Source organism: Rhodopirellula sp. JB055 (assembly GCF_043100905.1).
Taxonomy (GTDB): Bacteria; Planctomycetota; Planctomycetia; order Pirellulales; family Pirellulaceae; genus Rhodopirellula.
Map to the genome: position 1 here is coordinate 24,773 of NZ_JBICHO010000208.1, position 18,231 is coordinate 43,003.

Genomic DNA, 18,231 nt, shown 5'->3' on the forward strand with positions numbered 1-18,231 from the left:
CTGAGATTCGCTCAGGCATCGCCCAATTTTTCGGCCGCGAAACATGCCAACGTTGCAAGGGTCGCCGTTGGATTCCCAGTCGTCGGCTCGGGCAACACCGACGCATCGACAACCCGCAAGTTCTCGAGGCCCCGAACGCGAAAATGGGAATCGACGACACTTCCCAGCGCACACGTGCCCGCCGGGTGATACAGCGTTTGTGAGTAGCGGGCCATCGCCGCGGTGATCGCTTCCTCGGATTGTCGCTTGGCCCCGGGAATCATCTCGGATTGCAACTTTCGATCCACCCCAGACCGCTGGACCAATTCTCGGACCCAGCGGACTCCTTCAAGTAATTCGGTCCGATCGCGATCGTCATTCCAGTAGCCCGCGTCGATCACCGTCTCCTCTGCCGTCCAGGTCATCCGCCCTCGCGAACGCGGATGCGTCACGTTGACGCCGATCGTCATCGCGGATCGCCGTGTGTCGTTGGGGAACCGAAGGTAGTCGGTGGGAGTCACATGCAACTGCCAGCGATGAGCTTTGTCCAAACCACCACACTCGGCGATGTTGCACGCAATCGGGCCTCCGCCTGTGTGTTGCCACTGGGCCAACGCCATCATGTCAGGGTGCGAATCGGAAAACGCGGGACCATCGTGCGAATGAATGATGGGCATGATCAAGTGGTCATGCAGATTCCCGCCAATCTGCGGGTCGGTCAGTCCGCTGCGATGCAGCAACGTCGGTGACGCGATTGTGCCCAGTGACGAAATCACTCGCACACCGTCTGCAACCTGACTCGTCCGGCCATCGGCCCAATGGATCCCGGTCACCGTGTGATCGCTGAGTTCCAAAGAATGCACGTTCGCCCGGACGATGTGAATCAGTTTCGCCGCGACCGGATCGCTGTGCTGCAAATCGTTGATCGCATCCACCGCGGTCCACCGTCGTCCATTTCGGTTCAATCGTTCGTAAGCCCGGTAGCTTCCACTATCGTGTTCCGTGACCGCCTTCAAAAAAGCCTGACTGGTTGGGCTGAGCCACCGGGTTCGCTCTGGACGAATGATCTGGCAAGCGCGAGCGAATGCCCGGCGAAGTCGTTGCTGCGCATCCGCCAATGAGTCATCCTTCGGCGGTTGTTCCGGCACGAGAGATTTCGCTAGCAACCGGAAATCGCCCGAAGTCGGTGGGAACCAGATCATGGAATTGATCCGACCGCTGCCTCCCAACCCTTTCCCGCGTGGCCATGCGATTGCTCTCTTCGCCAACGCTTCGGCGGGCTGCGTTCGGAATTGATAGTCCGCTTCGCTACCGATCAGGCGAAGCCAACGAGCGGGACGTTGTTGATCTGATGCGGAGACTTCGCCACACGGCGATTCGACCACCCAAATGGAAGGTGCGTCGGCACCGAATCGAACGGCAAACTTGCGTGCCAACTCATGAGCCAAAAGCAGGCCACACAAACCACCACCAAGGATCACCACTCCATCCGAAAATTGATCGGGACAGTCGGTCCCGTTTGAAGCGGGATTCGAACTTGGAAAGAGTGACTGAGAAGCGTTCACGTTGAGTTGGTTGGTTGTGGGCCGAATCGAATGTCAGTGAACACGAAACGGTCACTCCGCGGGAGCTTGCCATCCATCGGGCAAAATTCCCTGGGCGACTTCATCGTCCCACTCATTCATCAACGGCCAATCTTCTGCGAGCGTTCCAAAGTCAGCCATGTGCAGGTAACCACTGACACGTTCGATGACTCGGTCCAACATCGCGTTGTCCTTGGCGAAGATCGGACCGTGACTAGGAGCCAACCACTTCACATCACTTTCGCGAATGCGGGTCAGAGATTGAACGAAGGATCGAATGTCGCTGCCGTGGTGAGCGTCGATCGCACCGATGCATCCGTCTCGATAGAGGTTGTCACCGGACAACAACACATCGTCGATTCGGAACGCCAGTTGGCTGTCGGTGTGGCCGGGCGTGTGCCAGACTTCGATTTGTTTTGACCCAACGGTGAGGATGTCTCCGTCGTTGATTTGATTTTCGATCTCGACGGGAGGCATCGCCATCTTCAAATCCTGCGCTTCGATGACCGCCAAGGTTTTCAGCGTGTCGCCGGTCGTCAGAGGCTCCACCGCGTTGGGATGCGCCGAGATGGTTGTCTTCAGAATTTGCTTGGCCTTGGCCAGCCCCTGAATGTGGTCCACATCCGCGTGCGTGGCGACGAGGGTTTTGCACCGCGAAAGCGGGAAATCCAAACCACGAATGATTTCGATGAAGTCATCGACGGTTTCTTCATACCCAATGTCAATCAGAATCCACTCATTCGAATCGTGGACCAAATAGACGTTGCACCCAAGCACTTCTCCAGCTTGAAAGTTCAACTCGATCACGCCGGGAAACAGTGGTTTTCTTGCGAGCATATTGGGTTGCGAAAAGACGGAGGCTGACGGAGAAAAGCAGTCGCCGAGGCGGACTCCGGAGCAAATGTTGTAGGCTGCGTTGGGAACTTTGTCACTGCCCATCTCTCACCCGCAATCCGTTCCCGTCACCTTGCGTGCCCTCCGCGACCAGCGACACTGGTGCGACTCCTTTGGCGACATCCACAACCGAGGGGCAGCGGCACAAAACAAATGCTCGCGGCAGCGGTGACGGCCGCACCCGAAACTTCCGGATCGAGGACCATGCTTCACGCCATCGTTTTTGTCTGTGCCTTGTTGATCCTTGGAGTCGGGTTGCGTCAACAAGTCGCATGGTTTCGCCAGGGATTGATCCCGGCGTCCTTGATCGCTGGATTCATCGGGCTGGGCATCGTTCAATATTTCCGTTGGAACGAACACGACACGCTGGAACCGATCGTGTCCGCTCTCGGACCCTGGCCCTCGACGTTGATCGCCGTTGTTTTTGCCGCCATGTTGCTGGGCAAAAGCGAAAAGGAATCGTCATCGGCCAGCGGGCACTTGGTCCGCGATGTCATGCAACAAGGCCTGATGGTTTGGATCATCGTGCTGGGCCAAACCGTCGTCGGACTGTGGGTCACTTGGTGGTGGATCGGGCCGCAGTTTGATCTGCCATCCTCGGCAGGAATGTTGATCGAAACCGGTTTTGCTGGCGGGCATGGAACCGCGGCGGCGATGGGCGACGTGTTCAAACATTCCTCCATCGGCTGGGAGGAAGGATTCGACTTGGGCGTCATGATGGCGACCGGCGGATTGGTTTACGGCCTGGTCTCGGGAATCCTTTGGATCCAATTCGCGATTCGGCTGAACTGGATTCAGATTGACAAATCACCCGACGATTCAACGCCCCATCCGGCAACCCCGGCAACCACCGAGCCAGCCCCGCCATCCCAAGCGGGCTCGTTGGGCCGATCCCGAATTGACGGGAGTGTGCTGGACCCGCTGCTACTGCAAATCATCTGGTTGGCTCTGGCAATGGGAATTGGCGTCGCGATGCAGAGCGGTGTTGGCTGGGTCGCCGACGCAATCGGCACGAACTCCGTTGCTGAATCCGCCGAACCAACCACAGTCGACACTGGTGGTATCGTCGGTGAGCGTGAAGCCCCGGACGCCGGCGAGTCTCAACTGCGATCGCGATTGACTCCCGCCAGCATCGTTGGGTCTTTTCCGCTGTTCATTTACACGCTGTTTGGCGGTGCGATCGTGCGAATGCTGCTGCGAGCGATCGGCCAGGTTCGCTTGATCGACGAACAAACCATCCATCGGATTTCCGGAACATCCATGGACTTGCTGGTCGTTGCGGCGGTGACGACGCTGAATTTGGCAGCCGTGGCGTCTTTGTGGGTGCCTTTGACCATTCTTCTTGTGGCCGGATCGATCTGGTCGACGTTTTGCTTGTTGTTTTTGTCTCGAAGGATTTTGCCGCCCGAGAATTGGTTCTCGCTGGGTTTGATCAATTTTGGAATGTCAACTGGCACCACAGCGACTGGGTTTGTATTGCTACGGGTCGTCGACCCGGAATTGAAGTCCGGTGCGGCAGAGGACTACGCGTTGGCGGCCCCCTTGTCAGCACCGTTCATTGGCGGTGGCATGATCACCGTTGCGATGCCTTTGGTCGTGCTTTCGCGAGTATCGATCGCTTGGCCAGCCTTGATCCTTGCGACCTTGCTGGTGGTACTGATCGTCCTGGGTGCCCGATCGAGACGATCCCATTGACCCGTCGAAACCGCCCTTCACCCCGCCCGAATGGCGGCGGGTTTGGCAAACCAGGTAGTTCAGCGAATTGCGTTATTGCCTGGCATCGGTAGACTGTAGTTTCCTCGCCCCAGCGATCACCTCCTAGCAGATTTCATGGCTGAATTGAATCACGAATGCGGCGTTGCCGCGATCTACCATCTTTCTGGTCGCGGGCGCAGCCCCGTGTGCACGGACGACGGACCGCGACAAATTTCGCGTCTGTTGCCCCGCATGTTGCTCGACATCCAAAATCGAGGGCAGCTTGCCGCCGGGATGTCCACCTTCGACCCGGATCGTCCCGCGCTGTTGAAAACCCGGCGGGACGTTGGGACGGTGACGGAGGTCTTCCGGCTGAATCACCGGGCGAAAGCCGAATCGCTGATGAAATCATTGGCCGGGCGAGCCGCGATTGGACACGTTCGCTACGCCACCTGCGGTGCCGATGACCGGAACTACGCTCAACCGTTCGAACGTCGGCACATCCACAAACGCAAATGGTTCAGTTTCTGCTTCAACGGCCAACTGGCCAATTACACGCTGCTGAAGCAACGACTGCTCGCCGATGGCGACCACCACCTGGCGCTCGACACCGACACGGAAATCATTCTGCACGAGATCGCTCGCTTGCTTTCTCAATCGCAGGAACGAGTCGACTGGATCGATGTGCTGAAAGAAGTCACGGCCGGATTCGACGGTGCCTACTCCATGGCATTGTTGACTGCCGAAGGCGAAATGCTGGTCGCTCGCGATCCGCAGGGCATCAAACCGATGTGCTACATCCATGAAGGCCCCCTGTTCGCTTGTGCCAGTGAAAGCGTCGCACTTTTGAACCTGGGTTTCGAACCCGATCAAATTCAATCGTTGCCACCAGGCCACGCGATTTTGATCGATCCCGAAGAAGGTTTCCGAATGGAACGATTCGCGGAACCGGAAACCCCGAAACATTGCTTCTTTGAATGGATCTACTTCGCGAACGTCGCCAGCACGCTGGACGATCGCAGCGTCTACCTTTCGCGCACCAACCTAGGGCGCGAACTGGCCACCGCAGAGCGGGAGTTTGGACGCGTGGATTTGGACGATCCAGACACGATCATCGTTCCGGTTCCCGATACCAGCAAAGCCGCCGCGGACTCGATGGCTTACGAGTTGTCGATCCCTTGCCGCGAAGGTTTGATCCGCAACCGATACGCGGGACGAACCTTCATCGAAGGTGGACGAGCACGAAAAGCCAAGGCAGCCGCCAAGTACACGCCTCTCCGCGAAGTCTTGCAGGGCAAGCGAGTCATCTTGGTCGAGGATTCGATCGTTCGAAGCACGACCATGAACGCGCTGCTCGACCGAATCCGTGACGTTGGCGGTGCCAAAGAAATCCATGTTCGTGTGGCGTGCCCGCCGATCGTTGCTCCGTGCTTCTACGGCATCGACATGAGCACAATCGATCAATTGATCGCGCCAAAGTACTTTTCGTTGACCGGCGAACTGGACGAAGAATCTCAGCAACGCATGGCAGACGATCTCGGTGCCGACTCACTGCAATACCTGCCGGTGTCGGCGATCGCACGGGCGATCAACTTGCCCGAGGACCACCTCTGCCAAGCCTGCGTGACGGGCAAGTATCCGACCCCGATCGGCCAACACTTGTACCAGATCGCCTGCGACAATCGTGGGACTCGCGTTAACAATCAACGCACCTACGAACAACTCGCCGCCGCCGTTGCCAGCGAGTGATTCGCAGCGGCGTTCCAACAACGGGTAAATCCACCAACCGCCTGCGAAGCCTTCAGCTTTCGGGATTCATCTCGATCTGGCGCGTGAGGGCTTCGTTGGAACCGGAAGCGGAGCTTGCCCGCACGGCGGATTGCTTGCCGCTGGAAGTTCGCTTTCCGGTCTTCGAGTTTCCATCGTCATTACCTGAAGGACTTCCCAGGCCGCTTTCCAATAAATGCTGGGTGATCTTCTTTGCGTGAACGTGGCAGTTCTCCAGGAAGACTTGGTACTTGCTGCTTTGTGTTCCACCAACCGCAGTTCCCGCGACATAAATGCCAGGCAGCTTGGTTTCCATGGTGGCTTCGTCGTAAACGGGCTTTTTGCCAGGGTCTTCCATTGGAATCCCGAGCTGCTTGAAAAGCGTTTTGTCTTGGTCGTAACCGATCAACGTCAGCACATCGTCGAAACGCATGTGCAACGTGTGATGACGACCATCGGGCAAAGTCTGCTCTAGATCGACTCGTTCAGGAGTGATTCCGGTAACGCGACTTTGGAACAACGCCTCCACTGCTTTGCTGCGAATCAACCCCTCTATCTCAGGACGCAACCAGTACTTGATGCTGGTCGTTGGCAACTCCTCTCGGTGATAGCTCAACGTCACCTTTGCACCGACGCGGTGCAAACGAATCGCCGCTTCGACCGCGCTGTTGCGTCCCCCCACGATCAACACTCGACGACCGTGGTAATGGTGCGTCTCTCGCAAGTATCCATCCACGTGCGGAAGTGTCTCGCCAGGAACATTCAATCGATTGGGGTGATCCGTTCCGCCGATCGCCAAGACCACCGCCGACGCTTCAATCCACTTCGAACGCACCTGCACCTGCCAACGACGAGGCTGGTCGGGACGCGCCTCGATCTTGTCAACTTTTGAAAACGTTTGCACCGGAACGCCAAACTGGTCGACCACGCATCGCAAGTAGTTCAGATACTCTTCGCGACTGGCTTTGGATTGATCGACGGTATTCAGTGGCACACCCGCAATCGCGATTCGATCGTTGCTGCTGAACCAACGCGTTTGGGGTGCCCACCACGAAATGGTATGCCCGAGCGGACCAGCCTCGAACACAATCGCGTCGATGCCGTATTGTCGCAACTCAATCGCGGTTTCGATCCCAATGGGCCCGCCACCGACCACCACCACATCGCAAACGCGATTGGGTTCATGAGGTGCTGCGTCACTGGATTCGGTTGGTTTCACGAGACTGCCGGCAATGAAATTTTGAAAGGGAATGCAAATTCACGATACTGATCCGCAAGGACAGCACGTCTTTGAATCAGCCATGAATGCGGGAACGAGACATTGTGATGGATTGGCAAGAAGACCCCCTGCGGCCAATCAGCGATGATCAAACCCGCTATATTCTACCAAAATTCGGGACCGGTTCGAATCGCGAAACCGTCCCCTGTTCACTTCTGCCGTCGGCCCCCTACGAGTGTGAATCACATGATGCAGCTTGGTTTCGTCAGCGCCATCTTGCCCGAGTACGACTTAGAACAAGTGTTCGCGGTGGCCAGTCAGTGTGGCTACGAATGCGTGGAAGTGATGTGCTGGCCCCCAGGGAAAGCCGAACGTCGGTACGCAGGAACAACCCACATCGATGTCACCGAACTATCGGACGAACGGATTGATGAAATCCAATCGCTCTGCCGACAGTACGACGTCGCGATCAGTTCGCTCGGCTACTACCCCAACCCTCTTTCACCAGACGAAGACGAATCCAGGCTCGCGGCGGAGCACCTGATTCAGTTGATCCAGGCCTCTTCCAAACTCGGGATCGGCCGCGTCACCACCTTCGTGGGTCGTGACTGGACCAAGACGGTGGACGCAAACTGGCCCCGATTTGAATCGGTCTGGGGTCCGATCATTGAAGCAGCCGACCAAGCCGATGTGCGGATCGGAATCGAAAACTGCCCCATGCTGTTCACCGACGACGAATGGCCGGGCGGCAAGAACTTGGCGACCAGCCCCGCGATTTGGCGGCGGATGTTTGAGACATTTCCCAGCGAACACTTTGGTCTGAACTACGACCCATCCCACCCCGTGTTCATGCACATGGACTACCTGACACCGATGCGAGCGTTTGCAGATCGCTTGGTGCACATCCACGCGAAAGACGTCCGGGTCGATCAGGCGATGTTGGATCAAGTCGGCGTATTCGCCAACCCGAACGAATGGCACACGCCTAAACTCCCTGGACTGGGACAAGTCGATTGGGGCCAATTCTTTTCGATCCTGACCGATACAGGGTACAGCGGCCCCGTGTGCGTGGAAGTCGAAGACCGAGCCTACGAAGGATCGATCGAAAACCGAATCCGAGCTCTAAAACAAAGCCACGACTACCTCCGAATGTTCCTGCCAAGGATGTAACGCATCTCCCCGGATGGTGCCGGCGCAGGAGATGCCGCCTCGTTGACGCAATGGTTGAAACGAACTCGGTTGGGGTGAGGCTTGGCGGCTGAACGCTGCCCGACGGAACAGTTGAGGACAACTGTTCTACTCTCGCGCGCATCACCTCCACGCATCGCCACGTATGGGGCCGGCATCCTTCGCTCGGGGTGGGAGCCCCGAGAACGATCGCGAAGAACAAACGGTCGCCCTGGAAGGGGACGACGTGAGGAGATGCCGCCTCGTTGATGCCTTGTGACGCAATGGTTGAAACGACCTCGGGTGGGGTGAGGCTTGGCGGCTGAACGCTGCCCGACGGAACAGTTGAGGACAACTGTTCTACTCTCGTGCGCATCACTTCCACGAATGCCCTGGACTCAATGCCCTGGACTCAGTGAGCTTCGAGCGTTTCCCAGCGTTCGTAAGACTGGGCGAGTTCCTCTTCCTTCGCTTTCAATTCCTCGCTCTTCTTGGCAATCACATCCCCGCCGGACTGGTAAAACTCCGGCGCCGCCATCTCTTCGTGGATCGTCGCGATCTCCGCCTCAAGCTTTTCAATCTTTCCTGGCAATTGCTTCAATTCGCGTTGCTCGTTGTAAGAAAGCTTGGCCGGTTTCGCTGCCGACTTCTCCGAATCTCCATTGCTCGAAGGTGGCTTGGAAGTCGATTTCTTGCCGCTGGTTTTGGTGGTGCCTTGTTCCGCTCTCCGCCGTTTGGCCACCGCCTCCCATTCGTCGTACCCGCCCACGTATTCGTTGACGATCCCGGGATCCGAATCATCGTCGAACACCAACGTGCTCGTCACAACGTTGTTCAAAAACGTCCGGTCGTGACTGACCATCAACAGCGGTCCGTCGAAGCCCACCAATTGCTCTTCCAGCAGTTCCAACGTCTCTGCATCGAGGTCATTCGTCGGTTCGTCCAGCACGATGACGTTGGCTGGCTGGGTCATCAATTTGGCGAGCAGCGCGCGGTTGCGTTCACCACCGGAGAGAAACTTGACCTGCGTTCGTGCTCGCTCGGGCGTGAACAAGTAATCCTGCAGATACCCCATGATGTGTTTGGTCGCATTGCCAACCTGAATCTTGTCACTGCCCTCGCCGACGTTCTCTTGGACCGTGAGTTCTGGATCCAATGAATCGCGCAACTGGTCGAAGTAAGCGATCTTCAGGTTCGTTCCCAATTTCACCGAACCCGATGTTGGTTCCAGTTTGCCCAGGATCAACTTCAACAAAGTCGACTTGCCAGCCCCGTTGGGGCCGATGATTCCGATCTTGTCCCCACGCATGATCAGCGACGTGAAATCGCGAATGATCACTCGATCGGTTCCTGGGTAGGCGAACGAAACGTTCTCCATTTTTGTGATCAAAGCCCCGCCGCGTTCTGCCACCTGCAGATTCAATTTGGCTTTGCCCTCGACGGTGCGGCGTTGATTGGCTTCGTTCCGCATTGCTTTCAGGGCACGAACACGGCCTTCATTCCGCGTTCGCCGAGCCTTGATGCCTTGCCGGATCCACACCTCTTCTTCGGCCAAGCGTTTGTCGAACAAAGCGTTCTGCTTCTCTTCGGCATCCAATGCCGCGGCTTTACGTTTGAGAAACGTTTGGTAGTCACATGTCCAATCGAACAGGCGTCCGCGATCGATTTCCCAGATCCGGTTGGCGAGTGATTGCAGAAACGATCGATCGTGCGTGATGAACATCAACGTGCCCGACCAACGACTTAAAAAATCTTCCAACCACAAGATCGACTGAATGTCCAAGTGGTTCGTCGGTTCGTCGAGCAGCAGCATGTCGGGTTCGCTGGCAATGGCTCGGGCCAGCAACACGCGACGTCGCATCCCACTGGAAAGACTCTCGAATTCGGTCTGCGGATCAAGGTTCATTCGCGAGAGCGTTTCCTCGATCTTTTGTTCGATCTCCCAAGGTTCCCACGTGGCGTGATCCGTCGGACCGAGAGCCGTTCCCAACCCAGCCGTCGTCCCCATTTCCGAGAACTGTTCGGCAGGCAACGTCATGATGTCTTGGACGGTTCCCTTCACGTTTTGAGGAACGTCCTGAGTCAGCCGTGCCAATCGCACGTTGGAATCCAAAATCACTTGCCCGTTGTCCGGCGTGACGTCGCCGGACAGCATCTTCAACAAAGTGGTTTTTCCGGCCCCGTTGCGACCGAGCAAGCCGATGCGTTGCCCGCGTTCGATGCGTGCCGAGACTCCGTCCAGCAAAGCTGGTCCGCGAAAACCGATGGTCAAATCATCCAGTGAAATCATGCTGTCGCGGTGCTTTCGGAAACGTCGTTGGTGGAATCGTCCATGGACTCTCGGAACAGGTCAGCGATCACATCTTCGAGCGGTGGGTCTTCCACGACCACATCCTCGATCACATGGTCTCGCAAGGTCTCAGCCAACAATCGCGGCACGTCCGCACGTGGCACTTTGTAAGTCAGCTTGGGCCAATTTTCGTCCACGACATCCCCGAGCCGTTCGGGACGCGTGAGATTTTCAGAAGCCGCGAATTGCAACGTGACCAATTTGTAGCCGCTGAATTTGTCAACGATCCCAGACAAAGAACCGTCGTACTGAATCGTGCCTTGCGCAATCACCACCACACGCTTGCAAAGTGCGGCGACGTCCTTCATGTAGTGGCTGGTCAGCAGAATCGTGATCTTGCGTTTCTCTTGATAGTACCGAAGGAACTGCTGGATGTTGTGCTGAGCGATCACGTCCAACCCGATGGTCGGCTCGTCGAGAAACAACACCTCGGGATTGTGCAACAACGCCGCGATCAATTCCATTTTCATTCTTTCGCCGAGCGAAAGCTCGCGAACGGGTTGATCGAGCAAACGCGTCACGTCCAATAGATCGCTGATCTCGTCCAACCGCGTCTTGAATTCGTTATCTGGAATCCCGTAGATGTGCTGGTGCAAACGGTACGATTCGCGGGCGGGCAAATCCCACCACAGTTGGTTCTTTTGCCCCATCACCAACGCGAACCGGCGACGGTATCCATCTTCGCGCTCCCAAGGCACGTACCCCATCACGCTAGCGGTGCCAGAGGTTGGCTGAATGACCCCACTGAGCAACTTCAGCGTCGTCGTCTTTCCGGCTCCATTGGGACCGAGAAAAGCAACAAATTCACCCTGATCGACTTCCAAATCGATCCCGCGAACGGCGGTGACCTCGCGAAATTCGCGACGAAACAGGCCGCGAATACTGCCGCCGATCCCCTCGCGTTTCTGATAAACGCGGTAGTTCTTCGTCAAATCGCGAACTTCAATGATCGACATGGGTTGGACTTGCAGGAAGACGTGCGATTTCGGTCGTAAAAACGAGCCATTGTAAGGACAGTTCCAAATCTCGCGAGGCGGCACCCACCCTGATCGCCCATTCAATCCCAAACCATCTCAATTCGTGACGTCTTGCTGGCCAAGCGTTCGAACAGCTCGCTGGCAACCTCTTGAGACAGCATCGGCAGCCGATATGTGTGATCGGCCGGGCCCGCTGCGGCGGTATCAATCCGCAGTGTTTGCATCCTCCACCGACGGTCAAAAGGACTTTCCGAACAACTCACCGATTGAATCCGGTCGTAGAAGGTGCAACTGACCTTTCGGTTCCAAAATCCCTCGCGAATGACGACTCCCTCGCCCGATGGCAATTCCGCGAATCCAAAATGGTGATGCCTGCGATGCGAAACCCAAATGTTCCATGGAATCAACACCAGTGCAGCCAACAATCCGAAGGCCAAGGAATACAGGGAATCCGAAACAAGGAAAGCCGCTCCAGCCACAAGAAGACTGATGCCCTGGGCTCGCAACATGGACTTTTTCCGCATCCGCCTGCGTGCCCGATCGTCCAGAGACTGCCACGTCAACGCGGATTCGGACCAATCCAACCCCGGGCGAAGATGCTCGATCAATTCATCCAAACGGGATTCGGGAATGATCGGGACGAACCAACGACGCGTGACTGTCGTCGCGGCGTCTTCGTTTTGCTTGCCAGCGCCACCGGCGGTTTCGATTCGAATCGACGCCAGCTTCATCCAGCGTTGCAGCGGTGTGCGATGAATGCTGATCCACTGAATACGGCGTCGCGGTACCGTGGCCGAGACCCGCGTGAGCAAACCACATGAGAGCTGCAAGTTTTCGTCACGAAGTTCCAACCGATAACCGTGAAACCGCAGCACGTACCAAGCGATCCCAAGCAAACGAATCACCACCAACACGAGCACCAATGCCCCGATCCAAACCAACCATGATTCCCACCAACTGGATTGCGAGTTTCGGACACTTAGATCACTCGTTGAAATCAGACTCTTTGTGATCCGGCGAGCCAACTCATCGCCTCGGCCAAGGAGTTGCGAGAGAATCCCAATGACAATCCCAACCATCACAAACCCGCGGTTGCTGGCCAAACCGGCTTGCACCAACCACTTCAACGGGATGTCCAGCAAAGTCGTGGTCGCCGAAACCGGTCCAGCGTCTGCGAACGAGGTCTCCTCATTCGGAACGGTGCCAACGGAATCTGACCCAATGCCCACTGGCTCTGCCGCGACGCCGTTTCGAGACGCTTCGGACGCCCCCCCTTGTTGCCGCGCTGATTCGATTCGCTCACGCAGCGATTCGACTTCACTGAGCGAGAGCACTTTGAGGATCGCTTCGGGTTCCGTGCCGCTGGCCGTTTCCACGCGAACCTCTGCGACACCCAACATCCGGTGAAACAAATTCTGAACCAGATCGACGTTCTGAATTCTTGTGACGGGGACGTTTCGCTTGGACTTGAAAATGACGCCGGACGTCACGATCAATTCTCCGTCCGCTAACTGGTAGCGATAGAACCAGTAGCGGACAAATCCGATCACCGCGAAACCCGAAACCATCACCGCCAAAAATCCATACGCCCCCAAGAACCCAAGCCAACTCGACTGGGCTGCGTTCCAAGCAACCAAGACCAGTGGAAGGATCGTGCGTTTTAAAACCGCGACGGTTTGAAAGACGATCGAAATCGGATGCAGCGGTTTCGGCTCTGAACTCATGCCGTCACCGATCGTTCAGGCAAGAGACTCATTTCTCCGTGACCGCTCGTCAGGGCATCTCGCAGTTGCTCGGCAGTTTCGAAGTTTAAATTCTCCAGCTGAATCGACGAATCCTTGGTTCCCGCTGTGTGAATGACCAGCGTCGCCAACGAATACATTCGCTGCAGAGGCCCCTGCTCGATGTCGCTGTGTTGCATTCGCGAATGCGGGATCACGATTCGATGTCGCCACCAGACGCCTCGGCGGATTTCCAAACCATGTTCACTGATCCGCCAAGATGCACAACGGTGTGCCGCTTTGGGATAGAACCAACCTCCGTAAATGACCGCTCCCAATATCATCAAACACCCCGTCGCTGCCCATCCCAACACTTCCAGCGTTGCCTCGGAGACAAACAAGGGAATCATCATCCCGATCAAACAAACCAACACAACAATCGCGATGAAAATGCCGCCCACAAATCGATCCAAACGCAACGCCTCGATCGGCAACGATTGAAATCCCCCTTCACCGCCTGTTTGCAGCCCGGGTCCACTGGCAGGCAGATGCTCCGCGGTTGGAACGAGGACGGGTTCAACTTCCCTCATCACCTCTTCCTTCGCATGTGTGTCAGGGTCCGTGCTCATCAGTCAATTCACTTTCGGGGGGCAAGTCTTCAACGAGACACAATGCTTAGAGATTCAAGGGGACAAGAGATTGATGGGACGGAACCGAAAAACACCTCCGCGATTCGTTCCCTTCCCAGCCCGATTCAAGTTGGAGGATCAGACCGAATTGGGTAGACTAGAGGTCCCGCCCGCGGACAATTCCACTTTGAACGCGAAATCCCCCACCTCCAGCCGTTTGAGCATCCTTTTGATGTTCCCAGCGAAATCACTCGCCCGCCCCGTTTTCTGCTGCGCCGTATTCTTTGCGGTCGTCTCAGTGCCCACCATCTCGTTTTCAGACGATGATCCGTTCGCCGCGTGGCGAAAACAGTACGAAGAAGCAATCTATCCGATTTTGGATCAGGCCTGTTCCGAGTGCCACCGGGGCGCGGACTCCGAAGGTTTTGACATGGATCGATTTGGTGCGGCAAAGGATCTTCAGCAAAACGCGACGGTTTGGGAAGAAGTCGCCAAACGAGTTCGTCTGAACGAGATGCCCCCCGAAGGCAGCCCGCAACTCAACGACGAACAAAAAGCGCTCGTTCATCGCTGGTTCGATTCGAAACCGGACGACAACGAGTGTGCCAAACTCGCCAACGAAGAAACCCAGGCCTGGTACCGCGGCGTTGTGATGAGCCGCCGTCTCACGCGGACCGAATACCTCAACTCGATTCACGATCTGGTCGGAATGCCAGTCGATGAATCGTTGCAAATCCCATCGGATGGCTCGGGCGGCGAAGGGTTTGACACCGCTGGTGACGCACTGTTCACGTCAGCCTTGCACATCGAACAGTACCTCGCCGTTGCCAACCAAGTCATCCAAGACGCGTTGGAATCCGGTGGCGATTCTTCGCTGGCCAGTCACCTGCTGAACAGCTTATCCAACGAAGATGAGGCTCGAGCGGCGATCCACCAGTTTGCTCGCCGAGCCTGGCGACGCCCTGTCGAAACTTCGGAGGTCGATCGCTTGATGGCGTTGATGAATGCGTCGCAACAATCAGGCCTCTCCATTCGCGAAGCCACAGCGGATGCTTTCAAGGCCATCCTCGTCTCACCCAACTTTCTGTTCGTTGTCGAAACGGAATCCGAAGCCGGTGGCGTGCAACCTTTGACACCACATCAACTGGCCACGCGGTTGGCGTTGTTTCTGTGGTCGTCGGTTCCTGATGAAACGCTGATGAATGCGGCGGATGCCAATGAACTGGCAACCGACGAACAGATCCTCACGCAGTTGCATCGCATGCTCGCCGACGAACGATCGCGAGCCTTGGGTGAAAACTTTGGTTTGCAATGGTTGGGGCTTTCGCAGTTCGAAGGCGAGTCCAAACCCGACAAGAACTTGTTCCCGGACTTCGACGAACACTTGGCCGCTGCGATGCGAGAAGAAGCCGTGCGAACGGTCTGGAACGTTTTTCGAGACGACCGTCCGTTGATGGAATTGATCGATGCGGACTCGATTCATGCCAATGCGACACTCGCATCCTACTACGGATTGGATGCTTCCGAACAAGGGCTGACCGAATCCGACGACTCGGAGACGTGGAAACGCATCCCACTCTCGGATCGCCGCCGTGGAGGCGTGATCACGCTCGCCGCTGTACTGACTCGCTCTTCCTACGGTCACCGGACCAGTCCCGTGCTGCGTGGTCGCTGGGTATTGGAAGAGGTGTTGGGCGGACGTGTGCCACCGCCACCACCAGGGGTTCCCGCACTGGAAGAAGCAGAAGCGGACCATGCGGCGACGCTGCGCGAACAACTGGAAATTCACCGCAAGAACCCTCAGTGCGCCGCCTGCCACAATCGAATGGACCCGATTGGATTCGGGTTGGAAAACTTCGATGCAATCGGACGCTGGCGGAACGACCAAGACGGTCTCGCAATCGACTCCAGCGGGAAACTGCCTTCGGGGGAAACGTTTTCTGGCCCGGAGGAATTGAAACAGTTGCTGCTGCGACGAAGTGGTGAATTCAAACAGCACTTCGTCAAAAAACTATTCGGTTTCGCGATGGGCCGTTCGCTGAACAAATTCGACAGTTGCGTGGTCGACGATTGCTTGGAAGCACTCGACGAGAACGACCAACGCGCCACGGTGGTGCTGGAAACCATTGTGACCAGTTACCCCTTCCGAAATCGTTTTTTCAAGCCCGCCACCCCTTGAGCCCTTTTAGGTAGATCATGCAAACGCCTATTCCTCGTCGTCGCTTTTTGCGTGGCAGCGGAGCCGTGCTCGGACTGCCTTGGATGGCTTCCATGGCAGAAACCATGGCTGGTCCTTGGCCCCAAGATTCGAGTTCGTCCGGCCGCTCCAATGACGAGCCTCAACCGCCGCTTCGCACAGCATTTCTGTATTTCCCCAACGGCGTCTGGGAAAAGGACTGGGTGCCTGAAACCGAGGGAGCGGATTACGAGTTGTCACCGTCTCTCGAACCGCTGGCGGATCTCAAAGACGACTTCCTCGTATTGTCTGGTCTCGACAAAAAACACTCGCACGGCGGCGATGGGCACTACGCCAAAACGGCCAACTACCTGACTGGCATGCCGGTCGCCAAAACGACCGGAAAAGACATCAGCAGCGGTGGTGTTTCCATCGACCAATTGATCGCTGCCAAGGTGGGCGACCAAACGCCTCTGCCTTCATTGGAATTGGGCATCGACCCCGTGATCAGCGGCATCGACAGCAACGTTGGCTACACCCGTTTGTATGGTTCGCACATTTCGTGGCAGTCACCGACTCGCCCCGTCGCCAAAGCCATCAACCCGCGAGTCGTCTACGAACGCTTGTTTGGCAAACGAATGAAGACGAGCACACCAGAGGCTCGTTCCTACCAGAACCTGCTGGACTATGTTTTGGAGGACGCTCATCTCGTTCGCGGTAAACTCAGTCGCGACGATCAATTCAAGATGGACGAGTACCTTGACTCCGTCCGCGAAGTGGAAAAGCGAATTGAATTTGCCACGCGTGACCAAAGTCATCGCGAACGCTACGAAGCGGAAAGAGAACGCATCGCCGACGGTCACGCCATGGAGATCCCAGAAAACGGGACACCGGGTGATTTCCGCGAGCACATCGATCTGATGCTGGACATGATGGTGCTCGCTTTCCAAACCGATTCGACTCGCGTCGCATCGTTCATGTTCGCCAACGATGTGTCGGGGCGCTCGTTCCGCTTCCTCGACGGCGTCAATGGAGGGCACCATGAACTATCGCATCACGAGAATAAAGAGGAAAAAATCGCTCAGTACCAGCTCATCAATCGCTGGCACACGGAGCAATTCGGCCGCATGTTGCGAAAGATGAAAGCGATCCAGGAAGGCGATTCGACCCTGCTCGACAACAGCATGATCATGTTCGGGAGCAGCTTCTCCGACGGCAACCGTCACGACCCAGACAACCTGCCGTTGTTGCTGGCCGGTCGCGGCGGCGGCACGATCCAGCCCGGTCGTCACATCGCTGCCAAAGGCCAGGTCCCCGTCTGCAACTTGTATCTCTCGATGGCCAAACGCTACGGATTGGACCTCGAACGATTCGGCGATAGCGAAGCAGAACTCACCGAATTGGCAGGAACCTGATTGGGCACCACTCACCGTAGCCGGATTCGCCAAGAATCCGGTCGCATCCAAACCGGATCATCGAAATTCTGGCGAATCCAGCGACCTCCCTGCCACGCGCGACAGGCCCGAATGGGCCGACACAGCCATTGCCGGGGCCATCAGGCCCCGGAACAGCTCCCACCCCCATAACTAAAACCCTGAAGGGGTGACAGAGTACACTCAACTTTGTCGCCCCTTCAGGGCTTGCTACATTGTCCAATCCATGCACCGGGGCCTCACGGCCCCGGCAGAGGATCTGCCGGCCCTCTGGGCCTCTTACGCAACGCACCGGCTAGCACGCAGGCCCGATTGGGCCGACACAGCCATTGCCGGGGCCGTCAGGCCCCGGAACAGCTCCCACCCCCACAACTAAAACCCTGAAAGGGTGACAGAGAACACTCAACTCTGTCGCCCCTTCAGGGCTTGCTACATTGTCCAATCCATACACGGGGCCTCACGGCCCCGGCAGAGGATCTGCCGGCCCTCCGGGCCTCTCTCGCAAGATCAACTAATCTCGATTCAGGGGGCACCGTCTTTGGGATCGATCAGACTGCGGAACAACTCGCCATCGACGCTCGACGTGAGGAACTCCGTCGAACCATCCAACCGAGAAAACAGGGCGCCGCCTGGATGAGCTG

The 18,231-nt window shown here is 56.8% G+C and carries 12 protein-coding genes; 5 read left to right on the forward strand and 7 right to left on the reverse strand.

What is annotated here, in order from left to right:
* Window positions 1-11: 11 nt before the first annotated feature.
* Together ACF8AM_RS08625 and ACF8AM_RS08630 are read right to left on the reverse strand one after the other, a co-directional pair.
* The gene (locus ACF8AM_RS08625) at window positions 12-1,544 is read right to left on the reverse strand and encodes a GMC family oxidoreductase (protein WP_392555242.1); all 1,533 of its coding nucleotides are present in this window, start codon (window positions 1,542-1,544) and stop codon (window positions 12-14) included.
* A 51-nt stretch (window positions 1,545-1,595) separates the two neighbouring features.
* Complete coding sequence (locus ACF8AM_RS08630) at window positions 1,596-2,399, reverse strand: MBL fold metallo-hydrolase (RefSeq protein WP_392555243.1); 804 nt, start codon at window positions 2,397-2,399, stop codon at window positions 1,596-1,598.
* Between the two features lie 261 nt (window positions 2,400-2,660).
* Between ACF8AM_RS08630 and ACF8AM_RS08635 the strand changes: the two genes are divergently transcribed.
* A complete protein-coding gene (locus tag ACF8AM_RS08635; RefSeq protein WP_392555244.1) occupies window positions 2,661-4,151 on the forward strand; it encodes a sodium/glutamate symporter in 1,491 nt (496 codons plus the stop codon).
* Between the two features lie 135 nt (window positions 4,152-4,286).
* Window positions 4,287-5,900, forward strand: a complete 1,614-nt coding sequence (locus ACF8AM_RS08640) for an amidophosphoribosyltransferase (protein WP_392555245.1) — start codon at window positions 4,287-4,289, stop codon at window positions 5,898-5,900.
* 52 nt (window positions 5,901-5,952) lie between these two features.
* Here the strand turns inward: ACF8AM_RS08640 and ACF8AM_RS08645 are convergent, their stop codons facing one another.
* Window positions 5,953-7,137 carry an NAD(P)-binding domain-containing protein gene (locus ACF8AM_RS08645; protein ID WP_392555246.1) on the reverse strand — a complete coding sequence of 395 codons (1,185 nt, stop codon included), beginning with the start codon at window positions 7,135-7,137 and terminating at the stop codon, window positions 5,953-5,955.
* A 249-nt stretch (window positions 7,138-7,386) separates the two neighbouring features.
* Between ACF8AM_RS08645 and ACF8AM_RS08650 the strand changes: the two genes are divergently transcribed.
* Complete coding sequence (locus ACF8AM_RS08650) at window positions 7,387-8,307, forward strand: sugar phosphate isomerase/epimerase family protein (protein WP_392555256.1); 921 nt, start codon at window positions 7,387-7,389, stop codon at window positions 8,305-8,307.
* Between the two features lie 409 nt (window positions 8,308-8,716).
* Here the strand turns inward: ACF8AM_RS08650 and ACF8AM_RS08655 are convergent, their stop codons facing one another.
* The 4 genes from ACF8AM_RS08655 to ACF8AM_RS08670 form a co-directional block, all read right to left on the reverse strand.
* On the reverse strand, window positions 8,717-10,594 hold the full coding sequence (locus ACF8AM_RS08655) for an ATP-binding cassette domain-containing protein (protein ID WP_392555247.1): 1,878 nt from the start codon (window positions 10,592-10,594) through the stop codon (window positions 8,717-8,719).
* Window positions 10,591-11,610, reverse strand: coding sequence for an ATP-binding cassette domain-containing protein (locus tag ACF8AM_RS08660; protein WP_392555248.1), 1,020 nt, complete (start codon window positions 11,608-11,610; stop codon window positions 10,591-10,593). Before ACF8AM_RS08660 ends, ACF8AM_RS08655 begins: the two co-directional genes overlap by 4 nt.
* Window positions 11,611-11,711: 101 nt before the next feature.
* Window positions 11,712-13,355 carry a PH domain-containing protein gene (locus tag ACF8AM_RS08665; protein WP_392555249.1) on the reverse strand — a complete coding sequence of 548 codons (1,644 nt, stop codon included), beginning with the start codon at window positions 13,353-13,355 and terminating at the stop codon, window positions 11,712-11,714.
* Window positions 13,352-13,981, reverse strand: coding sequence for a PH domain-containing protein (locus ACF8AM_RS08670; RefSeq protein WP_392555250.1), 630 nt, complete (start codon window positions 13,979-13,981; stop codon window positions 13,352-13,354). Before ACF8AM_RS08670 ends, ACF8AM_RS08665 begins: the two co-directional genes overlap by 4 nt.
* A 232-nt stretch (window positions 13,982-14,213) precedes the next feature.
* Between ACF8AM_RS08670 and ACF8AM_RS08675 the strand changes: the two genes are divergently transcribed.
* Both ACF8AM_RS08675 and ACF8AM_RS08680 read left to right on the forward strand, forming a co-directional pair.
* Window positions 14,214-16,160, forward strand: coding sequence for a DUF1592 domain-containing protein (locus ACF8AM_RS08675; protein ID WP_392555251.1), 1,947 nt, complete (start codon window positions 14,214-14,216; stop codon window positions 16,158-16,160).
* Window positions 16,161-16,177: 17 nt separating this feature from the next.
* Complete coding sequence (locus tag ACF8AM_RS08680) at window positions 16,178-17,572, forward strand: DUF1552 domain-containing protein (protein ID WP_392555252.1); 1,395 nt, start codon at window positions 16,178-16,180, stop codon at window positions 17,570-17,572.
* The last annotated feature ends 659 nt before the right edge of the window (window positions 17,573-18,231 follow it).